At 58.9% G+C, this 21,205-nt stretch carries 23 protein-coding genes; 11 read left to right on the top strand and 12 right to left on the bottom strand.

Features of this window, described 5'->3' with window-relative positions; genetic code table 11:
* Position 1: 1 nt before the first annotated feature.
* Positions 2 to 712 carry a phosphonate metabolism transcriptional regulator PhnF gene (phnF, locus tag AC2FLG_RS20050; RefSeq protein ID WP_142639335.1) on the bottom strand — a complete coding sequence of 237 codons (711 nt, stop codon included), beginning with the start codon at positions 710 to 712 and terminating at the stop codon, positions 2 to 4.
* Between the two features lie 102 nt (positions 713 to 814).
* Here phnF and phnG point away from each other — a divergent pair, with 102 nt between their 5' ends.
* Genes phnG through AC2FLG_RS20005 form a run of 9 tightly spaced genes read left to right on the top strand, consistent with a single transcriptional unit; the run spans position 815 to position 6,482 of the window.
* Entirely contained in the window at positions 815 to 1,273 is a 459-nt protein-coding gene (gene phnG / locus AC2FLG_RS20045; protein ID WP_496707704.1) for a phosphonate C-P lyase system protein PhnG, read from the top strand.
* Positions 1,273 to 1,848: a phosphonate C-P lyase system protein PhnH gene (gene phnH / locus AC2FLG_RS20040; RefSeq protein ID WP_496707703.1), complete on the top strand. Its 576-nt coding sequence runs from the start codon at positions 1,273 to 1,275 to the stop codon at positions 1,846 to 1,848. Before phnG ends, phnH begins: the two co-directional genes overlap by 1 nt.
* Before the next feature lie 3 nt (positions 1,849 to 1,851).
* Positions 1,852 to 2,943: a carbon-phosphorus lyase complex subunit gene (locus tag AC2FLG_RS20035; RefSeq protein ID WP_496678898.1), complete on the top strand. Its 1,092-nt coding sequence runs from the start codon at positions 1,852 to 1,854 to the stop codon at positions 2,941 to 2,943.
* Positions 2,940 to 3,212, top strand: coding sequence for a hypothetical protein (locus AC2FLG_RS20030; RefSeq protein WP_496707702.1), 273 nt, complete (start codon positions 2,940 to 2,942; stop codon positions 3,210 to 3,212). The genes AC2FLG_RS20035 and AC2FLG_RS20030 overlap by 4 nt, the downstream gene beginning before the upstream one ends.
* Positions 3,205 to 4,065, top strand: a complete 861-nt coding sequence (locus AC2FLG_RS20025) for an alpha-D-ribose 1-methylphosphonate 5-phosphate C-P-lyase PhnJ (RefSeq protein WP_142639343.1) — start codon at positions 3,205 to 3,207, stop codon at positions 4,063 to 4,065. Before AC2FLG_RS20030 ends, AC2FLG_RS20025 begins: the two co-directional genes overlap by 8 nt.
* A complete protein-coding gene (locus AC2FLG_RS20020) occupies positions 4,062 to 4,466 on the top strand; it encodes a VOC family protein (protein WP_282027594.1) in 405 nt (134 codons plus the stop codon). The genes AC2FLG_RS20025 and AC2FLG_RS20020 overlap by 4 nt, the downstream gene beginning before the upstream one ends.
* A 5-nt stretch (positions 4,467 to 4,471) precedes the next feature.
* Positions 4,472 to 5,242: a phosphonate C-P lyase system protein PhnK gene (phnK, locus tag AC2FLG_RS20015; RefSeq protein ID WP_496707701.1), complete on the top strand. Its 771-nt coding sequence runs from the start codon at positions 4,472 to 4,474 to the stop codon at positions 5,240 to 5,242.
* Between the two features lie 11 nt (positions 5,243 to 5,253).
* On the top strand, positions 5,254 to 5,937 hold the full coding sequence (gene phnL, locus AC2FLG_RS20010) for a phosphonate C-P lyase system protein PhnL (RefSeq protein ID WP_282022252.1): 684 nt from the start codon (positions 5,254 to 5,256) through the stop codon (positions 5,935 to 5,937).
* Positions 5,934 to 6,482, top strand: coding sequence for a ribose 1,5-bisphosphate phosphokinase PhnN (locus AC2FLG_RS20005; protein WP_496707700.1), 549 nt, complete (start codon positions 5,934 to 5,936; stop codon positions 6,480 to 6,482). The genes phnL and AC2FLG_RS20005 overlap by 4 nt, the downstream gene beginning before the upstream one ends.
* Here the strand turns inward: AC2FLG_RS20005 and AC2FLG_RS20000 are convergent.
* Positions 6,464 to 7,147 (bottom strand): DUF1045 domain-containing protein, encoded by a 684-nt coding sequence (locus AC2FLG_RS20000; RefSeq protein ID WP_496707699.1) that lies wholly within the window; start codon positions 7,145 to 7,147, stop codon positions 6,464 to 6,466. The genes AC2FLG_RS20005 and AC2FLG_RS20000 overlap by 19 nt on opposite strands.
* A 52-nt stretch (positions 7,148 to 7,199) precedes the next feature.
* On the opposite strand from AC2FLG_RS20000, the gene AC2FLG_RS19995 reads away from it, so the two are divergent.
* Entirely contained in the window at positions 7,200 to 8,339 is a 1,140-nt protein-coding gene (locus tag AC2FLG_RS19995) for an alpha-D-ribose 1-methylphosphonate 5-triphosphate diphosphatase (protein WP_496707698.1), read from the top strand.
* Here the strand turns inward: AC2FLG_RS19995 and AC2FLG_RS19990 are convergent, their stop codons facing one another.
* Genes AC2FLG_RS19990 through AC2FLG_RS19960 form a run of 7 tightly spaced genes read right to left on the bottom strand, consistent with a single transcriptional unit; the run spans position 8,340 to position 14,836 of the window.
* Positions 8,340 to 8,816, bottom strand: a complete 477-nt coding sequence (locus AC2FLG_RS19990; RefSeq protein ID WP_496698837.1) for a class I SAM-dependent methyltransferase — start codon at positions 8,814 to 8,816, stop codon at positions 8,340 to 8,342.
* Positions 8,813 to 9,586, bottom strand: a complete 774-nt coding sequence (locus AC2FLG_RS19985; protein ID WP_496707696.1) for a polysaccharide deacetylase family protein — start codon at positions 9,584 to 9,586, stop codon at positions 8,813 to 8,815. The genes AC2FLG_RS19990 and AC2FLG_RS19985 overlap by 4 nt, the downstream gene beginning before the upstream one ends.
* A complete protein-coding gene (locus AC2FLG_RS19980) occupies positions 9,576 to 10,724 on the bottom strand; it encodes a glycosyltransferase family protein (protein ID WP_496707695.1) in 1,149 nt (382 codons plus the stop codon). Before AC2FLG_RS19980 ends, AC2FLG_RS19985 begins: the two co-directional genes overlap by 11 nt.
* Positions 10,721 to 11,305: a histidine phosphatase family protein gene (locus AC2FLG_RS19975; protein ID WP_496707694.1), complete on the bottom strand. Its 585-nt coding sequence runs from the start codon at positions 11,303 to 11,305 to the stop codon at positions 10,721 to 10,723. The genes AC2FLG_RS19980 and AC2FLG_RS19975 overlap by 4 nt, the downstream gene beginning before the upstream one ends.
* Positions 11,302 to 12,378, bottom strand: coding sequence for a glycosyltransferase family 4 protein (locus AC2FLG_RS19970; protein ID WP_496707692.1), 1,077 nt, complete (start codon positions 12,376 to 12,378; stop codon positions 11,302 to 11,304). Before AC2FLG_RS19970 ends, AC2FLG_RS19975 begins: the two co-directional genes overlap by 4 nt.
* Positions 12,378 to 13,625, bottom strand: coding sequence for a glycosyltransferase (locus tag AC2FLG_RS19965; RefSeq protein ID WP_496707691.1), 1,248 nt, complete (start codon positions 13,623 to 13,625; stop codon positions 12,378 to 12,380). Before AC2FLG_RS19965 ends, AC2FLG_RS19970 begins: the two co-directional genes overlap by 1 nt.
* Positions 13,622 to 14,836 (bottom strand): glycosyltransferase family protein, encoded by a 1,215-nt coding sequence (locus AC2FLG_RS19960; protein WP_496707690.1) that lies wholly within the window; start codon positions 14,834 to 14,836, stop codon positions 13,622 to 13,624. The genes AC2FLG_RS19965 and AC2FLG_RS19960 overlap by 4 nt, the downstream gene beginning before the upstream one ends.
* Positions 14,837 to 15,204: 368 nt before the next feature.
* Here AC2FLG_RS19960 and AC2FLG_RS19955 point away from each other — a divergent pair, with 368 nt between their 5' ends.
* Complete coding sequence (locus AC2FLG_RS19955) at positions 15,205 to 17,580, top strand: mechanosensitive ion channel domain-containing protein (protein WP_496707689.1); 2,376 nt, start codon at positions 15,205 to 15,207, stop codon at positions 17,578 to 17,580.
* A 97-nt stretch (positions 17,581 to 17,677) separates the two neighbouring features.
* Here AC2FLG_RS19955 and AC2FLG_RS19950 read toward each other — a convergent pair whose 3' ends face one another.
* From AC2FLG_RS19950 to AC2FLG_RS19940, 3 genes are read right to left on the bottom strand one after another with little or no spacing between them, the layout of a single operon-like run.
* The gene (locus AC2FLG_RS19950; protein WP_496707687.1) at positions 17,678 to 19,021 is read right to left on the bottom strand and encodes a CoA transferase; all 1,344 of its coding nucleotides are present in this window, start codon (positions 19,019 to 19,021) and stop codon (positions 17,678 to 17,680) included.
* Positions 19,018 to 20,172: an ABC transporter permease gene (locus tag AC2FLG_RS19945; RefSeq protein WP_142639373.1), complete on the bottom strand. Its 1,155-nt coding sequence runs from the start codon at positions 20,170 to 20,172 to the stop codon at positions 19,018 to 19,020. The genes AC2FLG_RS19950 and AC2FLG_RS19945 overlap by 4 nt, the downstream gene beginning before the upstream one ends.
* Positions 20,169 to 21,197, bottom strand: a complete 1,029-nt coding sequence (locus tag AC2FLG_RS19940) for an ABC transporter permease (RefSeq protein WP_271951540.1) — start codon at positions 21,195 to 21,197, stop codon at positions 20,169 to 20,171. Before AC2FLG_RS19940 ends, AC2FLG_RS19945 begins: the two co-directional genes overlap by 4 nt.
* Between the last annotated feature and the right edge of the window lie 8 nt (positions 21,198 to 21,205).

The raw sequence follows: 21,205 nt of genomic DNA, 5'->3' as shown, positions 1-21,205 counted from the left end.
ATCAATCCTCGTTCAGGGTCAGCGTAACTCGTTCCCCGGCAAAGGTTGTTCTTCCGTACTCGACAGGATTGCCCTCGGGGTCTGCATTGATGCCGATCGAAAACAAGACTGGTGCGCCCTCGGACAGGTGCAGGTGCAGAGCTTGAGTTGCCGTGGCCGCGCGCGCGGTCAGGCGGGTTGAGATGCGCGTGTAATCCGGCACATCGCATCTTTGCAGGGCTTTGGTGACGGATTGGGTTTCGGTCAGAATCTGCAGAATATCAGGAAATCGCTTGGCCGGAAAAACGCTTTGAAACAGGCCGATGGGTTGCCCGTCGGCCAGAGACAGACCGTCATAGACATGCACCGTGTCGCCGGTTTCAAGCCCCAATGCATCGGCCTCGGCTTCATCCGCGGCCCGTGTGGTCAGGGCGAGGATCTTCTTGCCGGGCATCTTGCCGCTGGCCGAGATGCTCTTGTGGTATCGCACCCGCTTACCAATCGGATACTCGGTTGGTCGGGTGGCGACGAATACACCGGCCCCGCGCCTAGAATGGACCAGCCCCTGGTCGGCCATGTCAGACAGCGCCCGACGAACCGTGTGGCGGTTAACGCCATGCGTTGCGGCCAGTTGCGCTTCGGTCGGCAGCCGGTCACCGGTTTGATATCGCCCTTCGGCAATGTCCGACGTCAGGCTTAGGGCGATGCTTTTCCAGATCGGCGTTTTGTTCATGTCACCAAAAATTCACACAGTTGCGATTGCGAGTCGCCGGGCGGCGGTCTATGATTTGTATAGTTGTATAGGATAAGTAGACAACCCCGCCAAGAGGCTTTGATGACACAACAGACAGATTCCGCGACCGAGGCGCGTAAGACCTGGATGGGCCTGCTGGCCCGCGCGCCAGATGACGCCACGTTGGCGCTGTGGAAGGGCCTCACGGACCGTCCCGGCTTTGAATGGCTGCGCAGCCCCGAAGTGGGCGGCGTGATGGTGCGCGGACGTACCGGCGCCACCGGGGCGCCCTTCAACCTGGGTGAAATGACGGTCACGCGCTGCTCGGTGGTCTTGCAGGATGGCACGGTCGGACATGGCTATGTTCAGGGCCGGTCAAAGCCCAAGGCCGAAGCTGCAGCTGTGATTGATGCGATGATGCAGACTGCGGCAGCAGACCATGTGCGGGAAAACCTGCTCGGTCCGCTGGAACAGAAAATGCTGGAGGTCAAAATCGCGCGGGCGGCAAAGGCGGCGGCAACCAAAGTAGAATTCTTCACGCTGGTTCGGGGAGAAGATTGATGACTGCGCAAACTCAATTCTCGGGCGGGTTCCAGAACATACCGGTTGATTCCGCGCATGCTTTTCGCGCGGCGATGACGGTGATGGCACGCCCTGGCGAAATCCGCAGCCTGTCAGGGGCCGTGCCCCCAGCGCCTTTGTCGGTAGCAGCGGGCACCTTGTTGCTGACATTGTGCGACCCGGAAACCAAGGTACATCTGGCGGGTGAGCTCGACACCGACGCTCTGCGCGAATGGCTGACCTTCCACACCGGCGCGCCGCTGGTTCCTGCTGTCGAGGCGGATTTCGCCGTCGGCACTTGGGGCGAGCTTGGTGGGCTGGATCGCTATCGCATCGGAACTGCCGAGTATCCGGATCGGTCAACCACTCTGATTGTTGAGCGTGACAGCCTGGATCAGTCCGGTGCCATTTTGCACGGTCCCGGTATCAAGCAGAGCGCAGGCTTGAACCTACCCGATATCCCTGCGTTGCAACGTAATGCGGCTCTTTTCCCTTTGGGATGTGACTTCTTCTTTACCTGCGGTGACAAGGTCGCGGCCCTGCCGTGCAGTACCCAGATCAGCGCGGAGGGTTAAGCGATGTACGTTGCCGTCAAAGGAGGCGAAAAGGCGATTGAGAATGCCCATGCCTGGTTGGCCGAAGAGCGCCGAGGCGCCCCGGATGTGGCCGAGCTTAGCCTGGTCCAGATCCGGGAGCAGCTGAGCCTGGCGGTGAACCGGGTGATGGCAGAAGGATCGCTGTATGATCCGGACCTTGCCGCACTGGCGATCAAACAGGCGCGTGGCGATCTGATCGAAGCGATCTTTCTGATCCGCGCCTATCGCACGACATTGCCGCGTTTTGGTTATTCCGAACCGGTTGAAACTGGCAATATGGCCTGTGACCGTCGGATATCGGCGACGTTCAAGGATGCGCCGGGCGGGCAGGTGCTGGGCCCGACATTCGACTACACCCACCGCCTGCTAGATTTCAAACTGGCTGCGGATGGCGAAACTCTACCCGCGCCCGAAGGTACGGCGCGACACGAGCCGACCCCGCATATCACCGAATTCCTCAAGGGTGAGGATATCATTCAGGACGAGCCGGTCAGCGATGCTACGCCCGGCGACCTGACCCGCGAGCCGCTGGAGTTTCCGGCGGGCCGTCCGCTGCGGTTGCAATCGCTGGCGCGCGGGGATGAGGGGTTTGTGCTGGGCATGGCCTATTCGACTCAGCGCGGCTATGCCCGCAACCACGCCTTTGTTGGCGAGCTGCGGATCGGCAAGGTCGCGGTCGAAATGGACATTCCCGAACTGGGCTTTGCCATCGAGATCGGCGAAGTTGAGTTGACCGAATGTGAGACGGTGAACCAGTTCCAAGGCTCAAAGACTGAGCCGCCACAGTTTACACGCGGCTATGGGCTCGTCTTTGGCCAGTCTGAACGCAAATCCATCGCCATGGCTCTGGTCGACCGGGCGCTGCGGTGGGAGGAGCTGGGCGAGGACAATCTGGGCGCACCTGCACAGGACGAGGAATTTGTCCTGAGCCACTCAGACAATATTCAGGCAACGGGTTTCCTCGAACATATCAAGCTGCCGCATTACGTGGATTTTCAATCCGAACTGGAACTGGTGCGGAAGCTGCGACGCGAGGCCGAGGAACGGACTGCATCGAGGGAGGCTGCGGAATGAGCTCTGAACGCTTTGCCCTACAGGCTCGTCCTACGGTTCAAAAACCAGTCGCTGCCCTGATTGGGCGATTTTCTGCCGAAAGCTTCGCGCGAATTCACGATTTCAAGCGATTCCCATTCGCACGAAAGGTCGCGGGCCATGGCCCCGAGGCGCCACTTTGCGCGAAAATTGCGCCAGATAAAATAGAGCATAATCGCCAAAAAGAGCGAACAAATACCAAATACGTCCATAAAAACACCAGAAACAAAATAGTTACATCAAATGACTGAATATAACTTCGCATATCTGGACGAACAAACCAAGCGGATGATCCGTCGGGCGATCCTCAAGGGGTTGGCTATTCCCGGATATCAGGTGCCATTTGCCAGCCGAGAGATGCCGATGCCTTATGGCTGGGGTACCGGAGGCGTGCAAGTATCTGCCGCAACTTTGACCCCGGACGATACGTTCAAGGTGATTGATCAGGGCGCGGATGATACGACCAATGCCGTGTCTATCCGTAAGTTTTTCGAGAATACGGCGGGCGTCGCCACCACCGAGGAAACCGAGAAGGCGACGGTCATCCAGACCCGCCACCGCATCCCCGAGGCGAAGCTGCGCGCGGATCAGATTCTTGTCTATCAAGTGCCGATCCCGGAACCGCTGCGGTTTCTGGAACCGCGCGAGACCGAGACACGCAAGATGCACAGCCTCGAAGAATACGGGTTGATGCACGTGAAACTGTACGAAGACATCAGCCAGCATGGTGCGATCTCAACCGCCTATGCCTATCCTGTGATGGTCTCGGACCGCTATGTGATGGACCCGTCCCCGATCCCGAAATTCGACAACCCAAAGCTTGAGATGGACGCGATCCAGCTGTTTGGCGCGGGCCGCGAGCAACGCATCTACGCGGTACCACCGCATACCAAGGTCGTCAGCCTCGATTTCCAGGACTACCCGTTCGAGGCCACCAAGGCCGACCATCCCTGTGATCTGTGCGGGGCCGAGGACAGCTATCTGGATGAAGTCATCATGGATGATGCAGGCACCCGCATGTTTGTTTGCTCGGACACTGATTATTGCCGGTCGCGCCGCGAGGCGGGCCATGTGGGCCGTTTGGCCAGAGAGGATGCCGCATGAAACGAGAAGATGTGCTTGGAATTGACCACCTTGGCCTTACGGTTTCGGACCTCGACGCCACTCGGACGTTCTTTGTCGATGCGCTGGGTTGGGAGGTCTTCGGCAGCAATCCGGATTATCCGGCGGTTTATGTAACCAATGGCGCGGCGAAGCTGACGCTTTGGCAGCAAAAAGGCAAGGGGCTACAGGGGTTTGACCGGCACAAGAACGTGGGGTTGCATCATGTTGCCTTGAAAGTTCCCGATGAAGAAGCGCTGACTGCGGTTTTCGATGCGGTCAAAGACTGGCCTGCCGTCGCTGTCGAGTTTGCACCTGAACCCTCGGGTTCAGGTCCGAAACTCCATTTCATGATCCGAGAGCCGGGCGGCAATCGGATCGAGTTTTCATATGACCCAAGGTGAATGAAATGACACCGCTGCTGAGTGTACAGGATATCAGAAAATCCTACGGGGCCCGTATCGGCTGTACCGATGTGAGTTTTGATCTCTATCCCGGCGAGGTGATGGGGATCGTGGGTGAGAGTGGTTCGGGCAAGTCAACCCTGCTGAACTGTCTGGCGGGTCATCTGGTGCCGGATGCGGGGCAGGTGATCTTTGACACTCGTGCAGACGGTCCGGTGGATACCGTGACCATGTCGGAACCTGAACGCCGGATGCTGAGCCGCACCGATTGGGCATTCGTGCACCAACATGCGCGCGATGGCTTGCGTATGTCTGTCAGTGCGGGCGGAAATATAGGCGAACGACTGATGGCCGTAGGTGGCCGCCACTATGGCGATATCCGCGACAAGGCGATCGACTGGCTGGGTCGGGTTGAGATCGAAGCGGAGCGGGTTGATGATCGTCCGTCCGCGTTTTCCGGTGGCATGCAGCAGCGCCTGCAGATCGCGCGGAATCTGGTGACCGGCCCCAGGCTGGTCTTCATGGATGAACCGACTGGTGGTCTGGACGTCTCGGTACAGGCTCGCCTGTTGGACCTGTTGCGCGGGTTGGTTCGGGAAATGGGGCTGAGCGCCATCATTGTCACCCATGATCTTGCCGTTGTCCGTCTGCTGGCGGATCGGCTGATGGTGATGAAAAGCGGTCATGTGGTCGAGGCCGGATTGACTGATCAGGTTCTGGACGATCCGCAGCATGCCTATACGCAACTGCTGGTGTCCAGCGTGTTGCAGGTATGAGGGCCGGGACAATGATTGAACTGAACAATGTCAGCAAAAGCTTTACCCTGCACAATCAGGGGAGCGCGGTGATCCCGGTCATGCAGGGCGCTACGCTCAGGGTTGAACCGGGTGAATGCGTGGCGCTGACCGGCGCGTCGGGGGCAGGTAAATCCACCTTGATGAGGGTGATCTATGGCAACTATCTGGCTGCCTCGGGCCAGGTTCTGGTCGGTGGTTTAGACGTCGCCAAGGCTGAACCGCGCGAGATCTTGACCCTGCGGCGCGAAACGCTGGGCTATGTCAGCCAGTTCCTGCGTGTTGTGCCCAGAGTGCCAACGCTTGAGGTCGTGGCCGAGCCGCTTCTTGCCGTTGGTTGCGATAAACAGAAGGCACTGGACAAGGCCGCGGGTCTGCTCGAGCGTCTGAATATTCCTGAACGGCTCTGGTCCCTTAGTCCGACGACCTTTTCGGGCGGCGAACAGCAGCGCGTGAACATCGCGCGCGGCTTTGCCCATGAATACCCGGCCATGCTGCTGGATGAACCCACAGCCAGTCTGGATGCGCAGAATCGCGAAACCGTCCTGTCCCTGATCCTTGAGGCGAAAGAGCGCGGAGCGGCGATTGTCGGCATCTTCCATGATGTTGACGGGCGGAAGCAGGTTTGCGATCGCGAGATCAACGTTTCGCAATTCACGCCGGGAATTGCGGCATGACGCTTGCCCCGGTCATAGCGGTTGTCGGTCCGTCAGGTGTCGGCAAAGACAGTGTGATTGAGGCGTTGGAAACCCGCGCAAAAGGTATCCAGCGGCTGCGCCGTGTCGTCACCCGCCCCGAAGGCGAAGCGGGGGAAGATTTCAAACGGGTCACAGATGACGCGTTTCGACAGATGCAAGGTGAGGGCGCATTCGCGCTCAGCTGGCATGCACATGGGTTGCTCTATGGTGTGCCGAAAGAGATTGCGCAGCAACGTCAGGTGGCGGAGGCAGTTCTGGTCAACCTGTCGCGTGCTGTGTTGTTGCAGGCGCAAGAGATCTTTGGCGATCTGATTGTTATCTCGTTGACTGCAGACGCGAGCGTTCTAGAGCAACGCTTGTCATTGCGCGGGCGCGAAAGTGACAGCGAACAGGCGCGTCGGTTGGGCCAGGCCAAGACCCCATTGCCTAAGGGGCTGGTCCGGGTGATCGAGGTCGACAATTCTGGTGCTCTGCAGGATACGGTGGCAAAAATTTTGTCCCGCCTTCAGTTGGAAAGCGCATAGCGATGGATCAGGTGAAACCGTCCATCCTCGGCCTCGCCCATCAGGGCCAGATCCGCAATTCGAAAGGGCTTCGGCAAAAGCGGCCCCAGATGGTTTTCCAGGGTGCGCTGGACCGAATCCAGCACGGGCTTGTCCAACCTACCGCTCAAGGTGATGTGAAACCGAAACGCGTTCAGCACATAAGGGTAACCCCATTTGACCAGGTTGGCGTCCTGATCCGGCGTCAGTCTGGAGGCGCGGCGATGGTCAAGTTCAGCCGCCGACGGTGGGGACCGGAACATATCAAGCTCTTGAACACAGGCGGCGGCCAACGCGTTCAGCGCGGCTATGTCGCCCAGTGGTCGCAGGGCCAGAAACCGGCCAAGGCGGGCAATCTCAAGACCCTCCATCATGATTGCGCATTGGCTGGCAGCAAGGGTGGCGCAGGCCTCTTGCAACGCTGTGACGGATTGCCCCTCGCGCAGGCGGAACGGGGGTTTCATGGTCGCGTGCAGCCCGTATTTTCGCGGTACCTCCGTAACCGCTGCAACATCCACACCATCCAGCCCAGGATGGGCGACCGCGGTGCCAGCCTCCATGTCCCAGCCCAGCCAACGGGTTGCGAATTGCGTCCACTCCGCCGTGGCGGGTGGCGCAAAATAGATCGCGTATCGCGTGAATGTCACATTGGCCTCCTATTGCGTGGCCTTCCAATACCTCAAACTGTGTGAAGTTCAGATGACAGAAGAATTGATCCTTGCCAATGCCACGCTGATCCTGCCCGACGAAACCATTACCGGCAGCGTCCGGGTTCAGGGCGACAGCATCACCGAGATCGATACAGGCGCGGCGGTTCCAAGCGGTGCAATCGATTGTGAGGGTGACTATGTCAGCCCCGGCCTGGTCGAGCTGCACACAGACAATCTGGAACGTCATATCCAGCCCCGCCCCAAGGTCGACTGGCCCCATGCGGCGGCAATTCTTGCCCATGACGCCGAGCTGGCCAGCACGGGCATCACAACCGTGTTCGATGCGATGCGCGTCGGGTCGATCCCGACTGGTCCGCGCTACAACAAATACGCACGTGGCCTGTCCCGCGAGCTGTGGCAGTTACGAGAGCAAGACGCCTTAAAAATCAGCCATTTCCTGCATTTGCGGGCCGAGTTGTGTTCAGAAACGCTGGTCGAAGAACTGGATGAATTCGGCCTCGAAGACCGTGTCGGGCTAGTGTCACTGATGGACCACACGCCCGGTCAGCGTCAATTCCGCGATATCTCAAAGCTCGAAAGCTATCTGAAAGGAAAGCTGGGGTTGGAGGGCAAGGAATTCCAGCAGCATGTCGCGGACCTCAAGGCGATGAGGGACAGGAACGGCGAAAAGCACGAGGTGGAAACCGTAAAGGCGGCCAAACGTTTTGGGGCCATGCTGGCCAGCCATGACGACACCACCCGGGAACAGGTACATGTGTCAGCGGGCCACGGTATCCGGTTGGCCGAATTCCCCACTACCGTCGAAGCGGCGCGGGCTTGCCATGATCACGGGATCAAGGTGATGATGGGGGCGCCGAATGTAATCCGGGGCGGGTCACATTCGGGGAATGTCGCCGCCAAACAACTGGCCGATCTGGGACACCTGGATATTCTGTCATCGGACTATGTGCCGGCCGCGTTGTTGCTGTCGGCGGCACGGCTGGGCGAGATGTGGGGCAACATGGCCCGTGGACTGCGGACCGTTACGATGTCCCCGGCGCAGGTGGTCGGGCTGGAAGACCGTGGCGAGCTGCGCGCAGGCGCACGCGCCGACGTCATACGGTTCCGGATGCGTGAAGGCGCGCCTGCCCTGAACGGAGTGTGGTCGCAAGGGCGACGTGTGGCCTAATCAGGCCCTGTAGAAAAGGTATCGGTCGGGTGCGATGGTCTCCGGTCCGGTGATCTGTTCAAACCCAACCAGTGGTTGGCCGGATATCAGCAGCCCACCGGGCAGCATGACCTGAGCGATCAGCGGGCTGAGCATCGCCGCCTCAGCCACATCATCCTGCTTGATACCGCGCCCGAAATCGTAATGTGCCAATGCTATTTTCGGGCCACCGGCTGCTAGTTTCTTTAACATAGGACCCGCTTCGCCCTGCAGAAAATCCTCTGCCGGAGGGGTGCTGGACGGGTGGCACTGTAAAACCCGGTCCATGACCCAGATGCGACGGTCTGGTAGAATTTCACGTAGGTGATCATAGGTGCGGCCATTCCCCAAACCCATGTCCAGTATATCGCCGCTCGTATCTGTAATCTGATCGACCGCCCAGTTCAGCCCGTCGCGTTGGGCCGTCAGGCGGCGCAGCATTGAATCCAATCGGCTCATTCGGGTCTCCGTGATTTATCGTTTTTTGGGGCGGTCCAGACGGTCGCCGGACCATCCAGAAACCGCGTCAGAATGTCCCGCGTAAAGGACCAGATATCTTCATCATGCACCAGGTGATGCGTCAGGATGCCAAACGGCTCGGTATTGTCCGCAGGCCCTTCGCGCCTGTCCCGCAGCAGATCTGTGGCCTGAGCGATCAGCTTGTCCCGAGGGGCCAACCCCCGTGACCCGCGCCAGTCGATCGGGTCCAGATGCGTGTTGACCTGCATAAGGCCAGGTGCCGCCATCTTTACCTTTCGGGGGGTGGCGGTGGACAGGATGCGATATCCCAGGCCCGGCAATTCCTGAACCATCTCTGACGCGATCCGGTTCCAGGGTGGCACAAACATAGGGCACAGCTTGTCTGGGAACAGGCTCTGTAACCGGATCAGCCCGGCCCGCGCATCGCTGCGGATGTCCTGAATGGGGCGATGCAGTCGAAACTCCGATTTTTTCTCGTTTGTCGGAGCGTGGTTTTGATGGGCCCAGCCATGGACCACCGGTATCAATGCGGACGAGCCTTCGACATGGGTAACTAGATCTTCATCTGCGTCACGCGGAATAATCGCCAGATGAACCGGCAGTTCCAGTGATGCGGACAGCGCCTCCAAACGTTCCAACTGTGGCGTGACACAGACCGCGTCATCATCCCTCCACCACAGCGGCAGAGACAGCCCGTCCCGCCGCCACAGATCAAGCTCGGTCATCAGGGGGTGCCAATCACCGGTCATGAGCGTGATCCAACAGTGATCTTACAATCTCGACAGATTTTGCAGCCCCGTCAAAACCCTGACCGGCACTTGGCCGCGCGGGGGCGGCCAGAACGGCCTCGACAGCCTGCACCAGGGTATCTTCGGTCAACTTGTTGCTTGGCAATACGTCGATCGCGCTGAGCTTCGACAGGCTTTGGCTGCGCAAAGTCTGTTCGACTTCGCTTCCGTCGTCGAAGGGGATGAAAACCGAGGGTACGCCAGACTGCAGAATGTCCAACGCCGTGTTGTAGCCGCACATGCTGACCGATGCGGCGGCCAAGGGCAGCATTTGTCGAAAGTCCGGGCGCACCGGTTCCAGCGTGACAGGGGCGTCGCCAACACCTGCTGTCAGGCGTTCTATGCGTGCTGCGGAGTCCAGCCCGCCTACCAACAGGCGCCAGCGCCAGTTGGTCATCTTTCGTGCGGCCTCGATGGCTGCCCGAAAGATCGGCTCGCCCACCGATCCACCGCCAGCGCTCACCAGAATCTCACCTTTACCAATCCCGTCGGGATGCGGGGTCGGTGCCGTAGGGGCCACGAACCCGGTATAGAACAGGCGATGCGCCAGACGTTCCGAGACTGGCCAGCTTACACTCAGCGGGATCATGCTTGGGTCTGAATGGACAAGGACACCGTCAAAGAGGTCAAGAATGATCTCCTCGGTGCGCTGGGCTTTGGCAGGTTTGGACGGGGGCGCCAGTATATCCCTGACTGATCCCAAAATAACCGGACGGGGACCCTGTGCGTGGGCCGCCTCCAACAGGGCGTCGAACTCATCCGCCAGGGATCTGCGGCCAAAGGGGTACAGCTCGGTGATCAGCGCATCCGGGGCAAAGCTCCGCAGCGCTTCTGTCAGGGCAACTTTGCGAGCGTCGAAATAGGCAGCATCTGCGACCTCATCCGTTTGCGTCAGCAATCGCGTGAAATTGGTGCCGTCTGAGCGCAATGGCGGCAGCCCTAGCAAGTCGATCCCGATATGGTCCAGCTGCGGCGCGGGCATTCCACCTGAGACCAGCAATACCTTGTGACTCTTATCCGCAAAGGCCCGGCCCAATGTAAGCGCGCGGCTGAGATGTCCGGTGCCCAGCAGATGGGTCACAACAATCATCACCCTCATATGCGGGTCTCCTGCCGGATCAAACGGATAGGGTCAGTTTCGGGGCGCATGGACTCCATGTCCACGATATAGAGGCGGTTGCGCTTGATCTTAAAGGGGGCGGGGCCGTCAAAATCCCATTCCCAGGCGCGGGCCAGAATGACCCGCATGATACCGATATGGCAAACGGCTACGGTATTTTCGCCAAGACTGGCAAGCCAAGGTTCCAGCCGCTGCCAGATTTCGGCAGGGCTTTCACCTCCGGGGGGTAGGAAATCCCAACCCCAATCCTCGATATGGCGATAACCGCTTGCGGGATCGGCAATGAGATCGGTGCCGTGCTGCCCCTCCCAAGCACCCCAGTTCATTTCCGTGAGGGCCTCGGACTTCAACGGTTCGCGCCCAGTAACCAGTTGTGCCGTCTGGGCCGCACGCGCCAAGGGACTGGACCAGACCATAGCTTGATCCCAAGGGGAGGGCAGGGAATAGCATGCCAGTTCTGTCTGAGCCTGTTCATCCAATGGAATATCGCTGCGCCCCTGAATGCGCCCGGCGCGGTTCCACGCCGTATGCCCGTGGCGCAATAGGGCGAGCTTGCTCATGTGGATGCCTCCAGCAAAGGATCAACAGCCGTCCAGAACCGATTAGTTGCATCGGGCATCAGGTGGCGCGCGGCTATATATGCGGCCGATTGGCTGCCTTGAGAAGACCGCAGTGCCGGATTGTCCAGAAGAGTGCGCAGCCTTGCGGCCAGCCCTACGGGCCCATCCGCAACCGAAGGATAGTCGGACGGCATCAGCACATCCCGAACGCCCGGCCTGTCCTGTGCAACCACGGGGATACCATGTGCCTGAGCCTCTAGATAGATCATGCCATAGGCCTCATTCACGCCGGGCCAGACCATCAGGGATGCGGTAGCATAAGCCTTGCGCAGCGCGTCGCGATCAAGTTGCCCCAGAAACCGGACTTTAGTGCCAAACTTGGCCATCAGCGCTTCGATTTCGGCGCGGGCGGGACCATCGCCCGCAATAGACAGGGACCAATCGCCCGGCAGGTGGCGCAGTGCCTGTTCAAGCACCCGGTAAGAGGCCAGCTTGTCGCCGTGTCGCATCATGCCCACGGCCAGCATCGGGCCATCGCAGCTAGAGGCGTGCGGCAGCGAGGAGGCGGGAAGAAACGGCGGAAGCTCGACAAGCGCCTGATTTCCGAACTGCTCGCGTTCCAGCGTGATGAGGTCTTTGGCGGTGTGATAAAAGATCACCCGGGCCGCGTCGCAGGCCTGATGGGCCGCTTGGGCAAACTCTGACCATGGCCCCTGAAGGCGGCTGTAGGCACGGGTGCTTTCAAGCTGAACATAGGGTATGTTTCGCGCTTTACTTACACGGGGTCCAATCAGATCAGGGGCCTTGTAATAATTGTGATAGGTCACCCATAGTGCAGTGTCAGCAGGCAGGTCGCAGGTCAGGCGCAGCACCTCGGCATCAGCCTCATGGCGTAGCTTGGCCTGGACCTCTTTGTCGCCGTGCTTGTCGAATACGCGTAGGTCCGAGGCCAGATCCACCGCATCCCCTCGGGCTTGGATTGCCAGAAGAAGATTTCGGGCCATTTCCCGGTCCCCCGACGGCACCGGGCTGTTGGGGGATTTCATCGGGGCATAGAAGGCGATGCGCGGCATCAGCTCTTATGCGCGCCCAGCGCGCTTAACCTGGCAGACAAAAGCGCTATGCCCGGGTCCATGCGGAATTCGGCGATCAGGCGATCATAGGCAGCGCCCGCCATACCAGCAGCCTGCGCGGGGTTGGCCGCCAGCTGTGCAATCGCATTTGCCAGCGCGACCGGATCGTCATCCGTCAGGACGCCATGCGTGCCTGTCTCGATAAACTCAGGAATAGCAGAAACGGGGGTCGACAGGATCGGCAGATATTGCGAGGCGGCTTCCATCAACACATTGGGCAGGCCATCCCGGTCCCCATCTGCGGCGATCCGGCTGGGCAGAACAAAGAGGTCTGCTGTGCGCATCGCGGCGATGACCTCGGGTTGGTCACAGGCCCCTTTCCAGGTGATGCGCCCGGACAACCCGGCCGATGCGGCCCGGTTCTGCAAGGTATCGCTCAGGCTTCCTCCGCCGATATGCGTCCAGTGCCAGTCAAGATCGTCCGGCAGCATGGCGAATGCATCAATCAGGCGATCGAAGCCTTTCTTTTCGACCAACCTCCCAACGGACAGCATATGAAAAGGGCTGTCAGCGGGGCGTAAGCCGCGTTCCGGCGGGGCGGGAAAGCGGCCCAGGTCCAGCCCGTGATAGATCAGTTCAACCCGTGCTGGATCGTCGGCGAGGCTGCGCAGATGCTGGGCGCCGATCGCGGTGCAGGTTGCACCAAAAGCTGCTCCGTAAGTGTCCGAGTGCAACTTTTCCGATTTTTCCCAGTCCGGTGACGTCCAGATATCTTTTGCATGGGCTGAAAAGCTCCACGGAAGGCCGCGCATGATCGCGGCATAGCGCGCGACCGACGAGGGCGTATGCATGAAATGCGCATAGAGAACCTGTGTGCTGGCGGGCAATTCCGCAGCCAGAACGCAGGCCTGGCCGAACCGACGGATGCGGTTATGCGTGGGATCGCGGCGCAAATCAGCGCGCCAGACCTTATGGGCCGCGCCGTATCCCGGCAGGCGCTGCGTTAGTTCGCGCGCAGCCCATATGCGCTGAGGTTCTTGATACAGATATTCCGGCAGATATCGAACCTGGCCACGAAACCTGTCGTGCAGCGGATGCCGTTTCACATCGGTTGGATGACGCAGGGACCAGATGTCGAACTGATGGCCTGCCTCTTGCAGAGCAACAAGTTCCTGCGCGATGAACGTTTCGGACAGGCGCGGCCACCCTTTGACCAGCACCGCCAGATTGGGCGCGCCTGCGGTCATCCGGTTGCCCGTTCCTGTTCCTGATTCAGCAATACCTCAATGCGCCCGGTGACATAGTCCAACCCGTCCAGCAGGCCCTGTTCAATGGCCTGAGACGGCAATGGCTGATGTGGTAGATCGCGAATGGCACGGACCATGGAATCGGTTGTTAGCCCGTCACGGAACTCGTCCAACATCCGGATCAGTCCCAGATCCTCGGCGCGTGAGGCACGGATCCACTGTTCCATACGCGGACTGGTCCGTGGAACAATGACGGCGCGTTTGTCAAAGGACAGGACCTCGCAGAACGTATTATACCCACCCATACAGACGACGCCAGCCGCGCCGTGGAACAGCGTTTCGATCTGGGATTCAAAGCCGACGGCGGTCACACGCCCGTTCAAGGCGGCCACACGGGTTTCGAATTCGTCCCGCAGATCACCAGACAGGAACGGGCCATAGACCAATACCGCTCGTGGTGACAGGTCGGGGTCCTTTTCGTAAGCCGAAAGAACCAAGTTTACCATCGCCTTGCCGTCCCCACCACCACCTGGGGTAATCAGGATATAGGGCTGTTCCGGTGGGGTACCGATTGGCCCCAGATCACGACGCAAATAGCCAGTCCAGTGAATGCGCGACTGGGCCGCGTGATTCAGAGGCAGCCCCTTGGTCGGATCATAGATCGAACGCAGTCCGTAAACCCAGATTTCATGATAGAATCTTTCGGTCGCTGCAGTTGCCTCTTTCCGTTCCCACTCTGCGGCCAGAACTTCGGGTTCATCCAGAACATCACGCAAACCCAGCACCAGTTTGGTGCGCTGCGAGAGCAACAGGTTTTCGAGTGTTGGCAATAGCTCGCCGCGGAACCCGGTGGGTTCTTTGTCTACGATCAGAATGTCCGGGTCGAACTGCTGAACGGCGGTCTGAATCAACCCCGATCGCAACTCGGTCACCTCGTCGATCCCCATCCCGATTGTCTGAGACGCGTATGACCCGTCCGCCCGTTTGGTCACGCCAGGCAGACGCACGTGGTCGACCCTGCGCGGAAATGTGAACCGGCCAGCGACAGGCGATCCGGTCAGGATCAGGGATGATGCTGTTGGATCCGCCTGCGTAATTGCGGCGGCCAGTGCACGAGACCTGCGCAGATGGCCCAGCCCGAACGTGTCATGGCTGTAGAACAGGATCCGTGGCGCGCGGCCAGTAGTATCGTTTTTTCTTCCTAGGCTCATGCCTTCGCCTGTCTTAAGTGTCTTGGTGTCGGTCCGCGCATCGGCACCTGTTAGCTTATCGTCTTTCACCCGTCTTGCCAAAGGGCCTTGTGACCCGCCGACTGGAAGGGACTGCGTAAAACGTCAGCCATTCCCCTGGTAAGCCGCAAAGTGCCTTTTCGTTTTTGCGCAAAGACCTTAGCTGCTTGCCCGAAAGTGTATGCCCAGCCCGTCATATTCAGTTTTGAAGCGGATGAAAACATCCGATTCCAACTCATTGCACCCGGAACACGCCTGTGCACTTTATCGGGACCGCAGCGGCGCACAAATTGAAGTGTTCGGAAAGCTTCTGTAACCTGCCACAACATGCGACCCGGAAGCGAGAATTCATGAGATTTAACCTATTGGCTGCAATGGCCCTGTTCGTCTGGGTGGCTATGCTATCTCTGGGGTCGGAAGCGACGGCGCAGACTTCGCTTATACCCGGGTATGGCTCGGGGTCTGGCACGACATCCGAAGCAGATAAGGAAAGCGATCTGGCTGACGCGATCCGATCGGCCACCGAAGCGGGTGCAAGCGTCATTGTCATCGACAGCGCCGGTCAGCTTGTCTCATCTGGTGGCAATACCGCCTCGACGCACGACGATATCGCCCATGACCCGATGTCCGAAGGGTCACAGTTGATGAAGGCGCAAGAGCGGTTCTCGAAGTTCCGCGAGTCGATGGAGTCGCGCCTGCAGGCTTTGCCGTATTCGATCTTCGAAGTGCAATATGTTTTGCGAGAGACCAGCCCGGACGGCCGAATACAGACCTATGTCGAAGTGTTGGGCTGGAATATACTCTTCCTTCTTCTGGGGCGCTGGCTGTCGATAGAAATCTACGGCAAGCGTCTTGCAAAAAGGCTGGTGGTGGCGCGGTCAAAAGAAGATCCGCAAGGCTATCGCGAAAAAATGCCCTTTCTGGTCTTTCGCTTTTTCATGGGTGTTGGGGCCACGATCTTCGCGATGCTGATGGCCCTGATCGTGGGCTATCTGATCTTTGGCGAGGCTGAAGATCTTTCGATTCAGTTCACGACCACCGCCATATTCACGGCTTTCTTTCTTGCACGCACAGTTTCCGATCTTTGGCGTATGGTGTTGTCTCCTTACCTCAGTCAGTACCGGCTGCCGCCCTTTTCCGACCGGGAGGCAAAACGCCTTTACGTCTGGGCCTCGGCAATCGCGACATATGATATCTCGGTAGTATTGTTTTCTACCTGGGTTGCGGATTTTGGTCTGAACTACAATGTCTATGCGATGGTCTATGGCGGCCTGACCATGTTTGGCGCCTTGGGCAATGTTCTGATGATTCTGTTCAACGCCCGCGCCATCTCGAACGCGATCCGAGGCGGGCGGTCAAAGGAACAGGTATCCTGGATTTTGCGCCTGATATCGATTGCCTGGGCGCCGGTTCTGGCAGTTTATATCGTGTTCAGCTGGTTCAAACTGGCTGTTGATCTGGTGCTTGAGAACGAGAATTCCATTCCGATTGTTGCCAGCAGCTATGCCATCTTCATGTCTGTGGTCATTGCCTATGGCGCGATGAACTATCTGCTTGAACGCTACTTCGTCCGCAATCGCCAGATTGAAGAGCTGAACACAGAGACTGGCGCCGGCGTTGAAGAGGATGAGATTCCCCAAACCCCGCAAGCTGAAAAGAGAAAGCACTCGATCGTCACCTATGAGGATCTGGCGCGACGTGTGGCCGGCATCCTGGCATTTGTCGTCGGGTTATATGCTCTGGTCGTAATATGGAATCCGGACGCAAGCTGGAGCGAAGACCTGCCTATTGAACGGGCTCTGGACGTGATGGTTATCCTGTTCATGGGCTATATCTTGTTCCATTTCTTCCGTGTCTGGATTGATACCAAGATTGCTGAGGAAGAAGACGTAGCCGGTGGAGAGGTTGAACTGGGCGACGAGGGCGGGGAAGGCGGGCAAAGCCGTCTTGCGACACTGCTTCCATTGTTCCGTGGCGCAATTCTGGCGGTTGTTGTTGTGACCATCGTTCTGATTGTCCTGATGGAATTGGGTATCAATGTCAGCCCGCTGTTCGCCGGTGCCGGTGTCGTGGGTCTGGCCGTTGGGTTCGGGTCGCAAACGCTAGTCCGAGATATCTTCTCGGGCGCGTTCTTCCTGATGGATGATGCCTTCCGCAAAGGCGAGTATATCGACATTGGCGATGTGAAGGGGACGGTCGAGAAAATCTCGGTCCGGTCGTTCCAGTTGCGGCACCATCTGGGCGCACTGAATACGATCCCCTTCGGCGAGATCAAGGTTCTTACCAACTATTCGCGTGATTGGGTGATCATGAAGCTGCCCCTACGGGTGACCTATGACACCGATGTCGAAAAAGTACGGAAACTCATCAAGAATTTGGGCCAAGAGCTTTTGAGCGATCCGGTGATTGGGGATAATTTTATCCAGCCGTTGAAATCGCAGGGCGTGATCGAAATGCAGGATTCGGCGATGATCATTCGGGTCAAGTTCATGACCAAGCCGGGCGATCAGTGGCTGGTGCGTAAGAAGGTCTATCAGGATATCCGCGAATTGTTTGCCCGCGAAGGGATCAAGTTTGCGCATCGTGAGGTGACCGTCAGGCTTGCCGACGGAAAAGAGGCCGAAAACCTGACACCGCAGGAACGCGAAGCGGTGACCGGTGCAGTGCATGCGGCCATCGACGAGGATTATCTGGACGATATCGGTCCTGGAGGCGACGACCGCTAGGGACCGCTCCCGCCTCTTTGGGCTGCGTCTCTGACGAGACCCCTTCCAAAGCGTTGGGCCGGGCCGCGCGGCTGCCGGCGAGGGCGTAGGCGTAGGGCTATGACCAGGTGGCGCTCGACGTGCCCAGCTTGCTTGCGGGCAGGTCCCACGACATCTGGGCCGGACCAACTGAGAGCGCGGGCTTCAACCTGTGACCAGGTCCCCATCCAGAGGTTTCGGTCTTGGTCGTGAAATCCGCAGGAACCGAAGCGCCAATTTCTGTCTTGGTGTCGAACTTGCCTAGAATGGTCAGCAGGTCAGCCGTGCGTGCCAGCGACAATCGGGCCTGCATGATCGGCGCACCCTTCGCGGCTTCGGACAATGCTGACAGGACGGCGGCAGCCATCAGATATCCAGTCGCGTGGTCCAGCGCCTGCACCGGCAGGGGTGTCGGCTTGTCTGCACCGGCCCATACCCGACCTGCATCGGCAATCCCGCTGCTCATCTGTACGAGGCTGTCAAATCCGCGCCGCGAAGACCATGGGCCTTGCCAGCCATAGGCATTCAGTGTGACTTCTACTCTGTTCGGGGCAAGCTCGTCCCGTTTGGCTTGGGTGAGGCCCAGCGCGTCCAGTGCGCCAGGGCGATAGCCGTGAATGAAGACATCCGCCTGGGTCAGCAAGCCGTGTAGCAACTCGATCCCTGCGGGGGATTTCAGGTCCAGATAGGCACAGCGCTTACCCAGAGAAATATCCGGGATCACACCCGGCTCGTCCCAGTCCGGAGGATCAATGCGCAGAACCTCTGCCCCGAACCCCGCCAGAGTTCTAGTTGAAACCGGACCGGCCAGAACGCGGGTCAGATCAAGCACGCGCAGACCTGCCAGCGGGCGCTTGGCCGTTGCCTGTGGCCGATTGCGAAGCGTAATCTGTCGGGGTTTGTGCCACCCGATCAGCGGATCTCGTGAAACCGCGCGCCCCTGTGGATGATCCTGCCATTCCCCGCGGCTGCGCATGGCGGCTGCGACACCGCCCTCGGCCACGATAGCGTTTTCAAGACTGGCCGCCGACAAGGTTGCAACGGCCTTTGTAACCGCGTCCCGATCTCCTTTGACCTTCAGGACTTTCAGGGCGGCCGCACGGTGCTGAGGCAGGTTCGTGTGCAACCTGATCCAACCGTCATTGGCAAGGTAGTCACCGGCGATGCTGTCCCAGAGGTTGGGCATTTCCCAGCCATCGGGTTTGAAAGAATATCCGTACCAGAGAGACGCCAACCGGTGATCGACCAAAATCTCGGGCGGGTTTTGTGTCAGGTTCAGCGCGCCCATCAGGTGTGCCAGTTCCTGGCCAACAGCCGCAAAGCTGGCGGTCGCCAATTCGGAGACTGCATACACGCTGGGTCGGGCTCCGGTGCCGGTTGTCCGATACCCTTCGGGTGATGGCAGTACGGATAGCAGTGTCATTGCTGATACGGATCCAGGCTGTCACGAAGCCCGTCACCCAGAAAGTTGAATGCCAGCACGATGACAATGATCGGCAGCATCGGGATGGCCGTCCAGGGGTAGATCTCGATCGACGCAAGGTTCTGCGCATCGTTCAGCATCACACCCCAGCTGACGGCCGGGGCGCGCAGCCCAAGCCCAAGGAAGCTGAGCGCCGTTTCGCCCAGGATCATTGCCGGGATCGACAGGGTTGCCGATGCGATCAGGTGCGACATGAAGTTGGGTAGCAGGTGCTTGCGGATCACCCGGCCCGAGCTTGCTCCCATCATTTCGGCTGCACGTACGTATTCTTCTTCGCGCAGCGATAGGAATTTGGCACGAACAGATCGCGCAAGGCCAGGCCAGTCGAGAATCCCCAGGATAATTGAGATGATGAAGAATACCGCGACCGGGCTCCAATTCGAGGGGACCGCCGCTGATAGCGCGAGCCAAAGGGGCAATTCAGGTAGTGAGCGCAGAATTTCGATTATACGGTTAATCACCCAGTCGATTCTGCCGCCAAAATATCCCGCAATCGAGCCGAACAGGATACCAAGAAAGAAGGACACTGAAATCCCGATCAGACCCACCGTCAATGACAGCTGGGCGCCAAAGAGGATACGGCTGAATACATCACGGCCCAGCCGATCCGACCCCCATAGGAACAAAGTCGCGTCTTCAGGTGCGCAGAACAGATGCGTGTCCGACTTGATCAGACCCGCCAGCTTGTACTCGGCCCCTTCGCAGAAAAACTTGATTGGCCGCGGGGTGTCGGTGTCGGCGACAAACTTCCACTGGAAGGTCTCCAGATCCGCCTCGGCCACCATCGAATAGACATAGGGGCCGATGAATTCGCCCTCATGGAACCAGTTGATGCTTTGCGGCGGGGCATAGAGGTGCTCGTCATTACGTTCATTCGGGCCATAAGGCGCGATGAAACCCGCAAAGGGCAGCATGAGATAGCACAGCAACAGGAAGACGCCGGAAATCAGGCCCAGCTTGTGGGTTCGGAATTTGCGCCAGACCAGAATCCAGTTCGGAGCATCCAAATCGGCGCGCTCAAGTTGTTGCAGGGCGGCATCGGGATCGAATGGTGCGTCGTCGACATAGCGACCATCAGGATGTTGGGTCATGCTTCACGCCCCTCATATCGGATGCGCGGGTCCAGCATGACCAGCAGAATGTCAGAGATCATCGTACCGATCAGTGTCAGCAAAGCCACAAACATTAGGATGAAGGCGGACAGGAACTGGTCCTGGGTTTTCAGCGCGGTCAGCAATGTCGGGCCGATTGTCTGAAGGCCCAGAACAACCGATACCAGAACAGAGCCGGACACCATCGAAGGCAGCAGGTTTCCGATATCCGCGACAAAGGGGTTGAAGGCCACGCGCAGCGGGTATTTGGTCAGCATCCGCGACGGGGCCATGCCTTTGGCGATTGCGGTTTCCACATAGGGTTTGCCCAGCTCATCCAGCATATTCGCCCGTAATCGCTGCATCATCGCCGAGGCGCCAGATGTGCCGATCACAAAGGTCGGTACGATCAAATGGACGAGGATGGATTTCAGCTTTTCCCAACTCATCGGCAGCCCTTCAAAGGACGGGTCCATCAGGCCTCCGATTGGCAGGTTGAAATAGCGGTGCCCATAGTAGAACAGGATCAGTGCCAGTAGAAAGTTCGGCGTTGCCAGACCCAAATAGCCCACAAAGGCCGAGGTATAGTCGATCCAGGTCCGCGACTTCGCGGCTGCAAGAACACCCAGGGGCAGGGCCACTGCATATACGAACAGGATGGCGGCCAGATTGACCACGACGGTCAGCCACAGCGTGTCGCCCACGATTTCTGCGACAGGGCGGTCAAATTCAAAGGACCAGCCGTAGTTGCCTTGCACCAGCCCATCGAACCCATGCGGGCCAGGCCAGAAACCGATCCAGATCAGATATTGTTCCCACATGGGGCGATCCAGCGCATATTCCGCGCGCAGGAATTCTGCCTTGGCCACACCCGCCGATTGTCCGGACGCCTGCAGTTCAGCGATCTGGTTGCTGAGATAGTCGCCCGGGGGCAGGTTGATAATCACGAATACCAGAACCGACACCACCAGAAGGGTCAGCAGCATCGTGAAAAAGCGATAGACTGCATAGCGCAGCATGACCATGTGGCTGC

Source organism: Ruegeria sp. CDSA193, from assembly GCF_059611885.1.
This window is presented reverse-complemented; position numbering and strand designations above follow the sequence as displayed.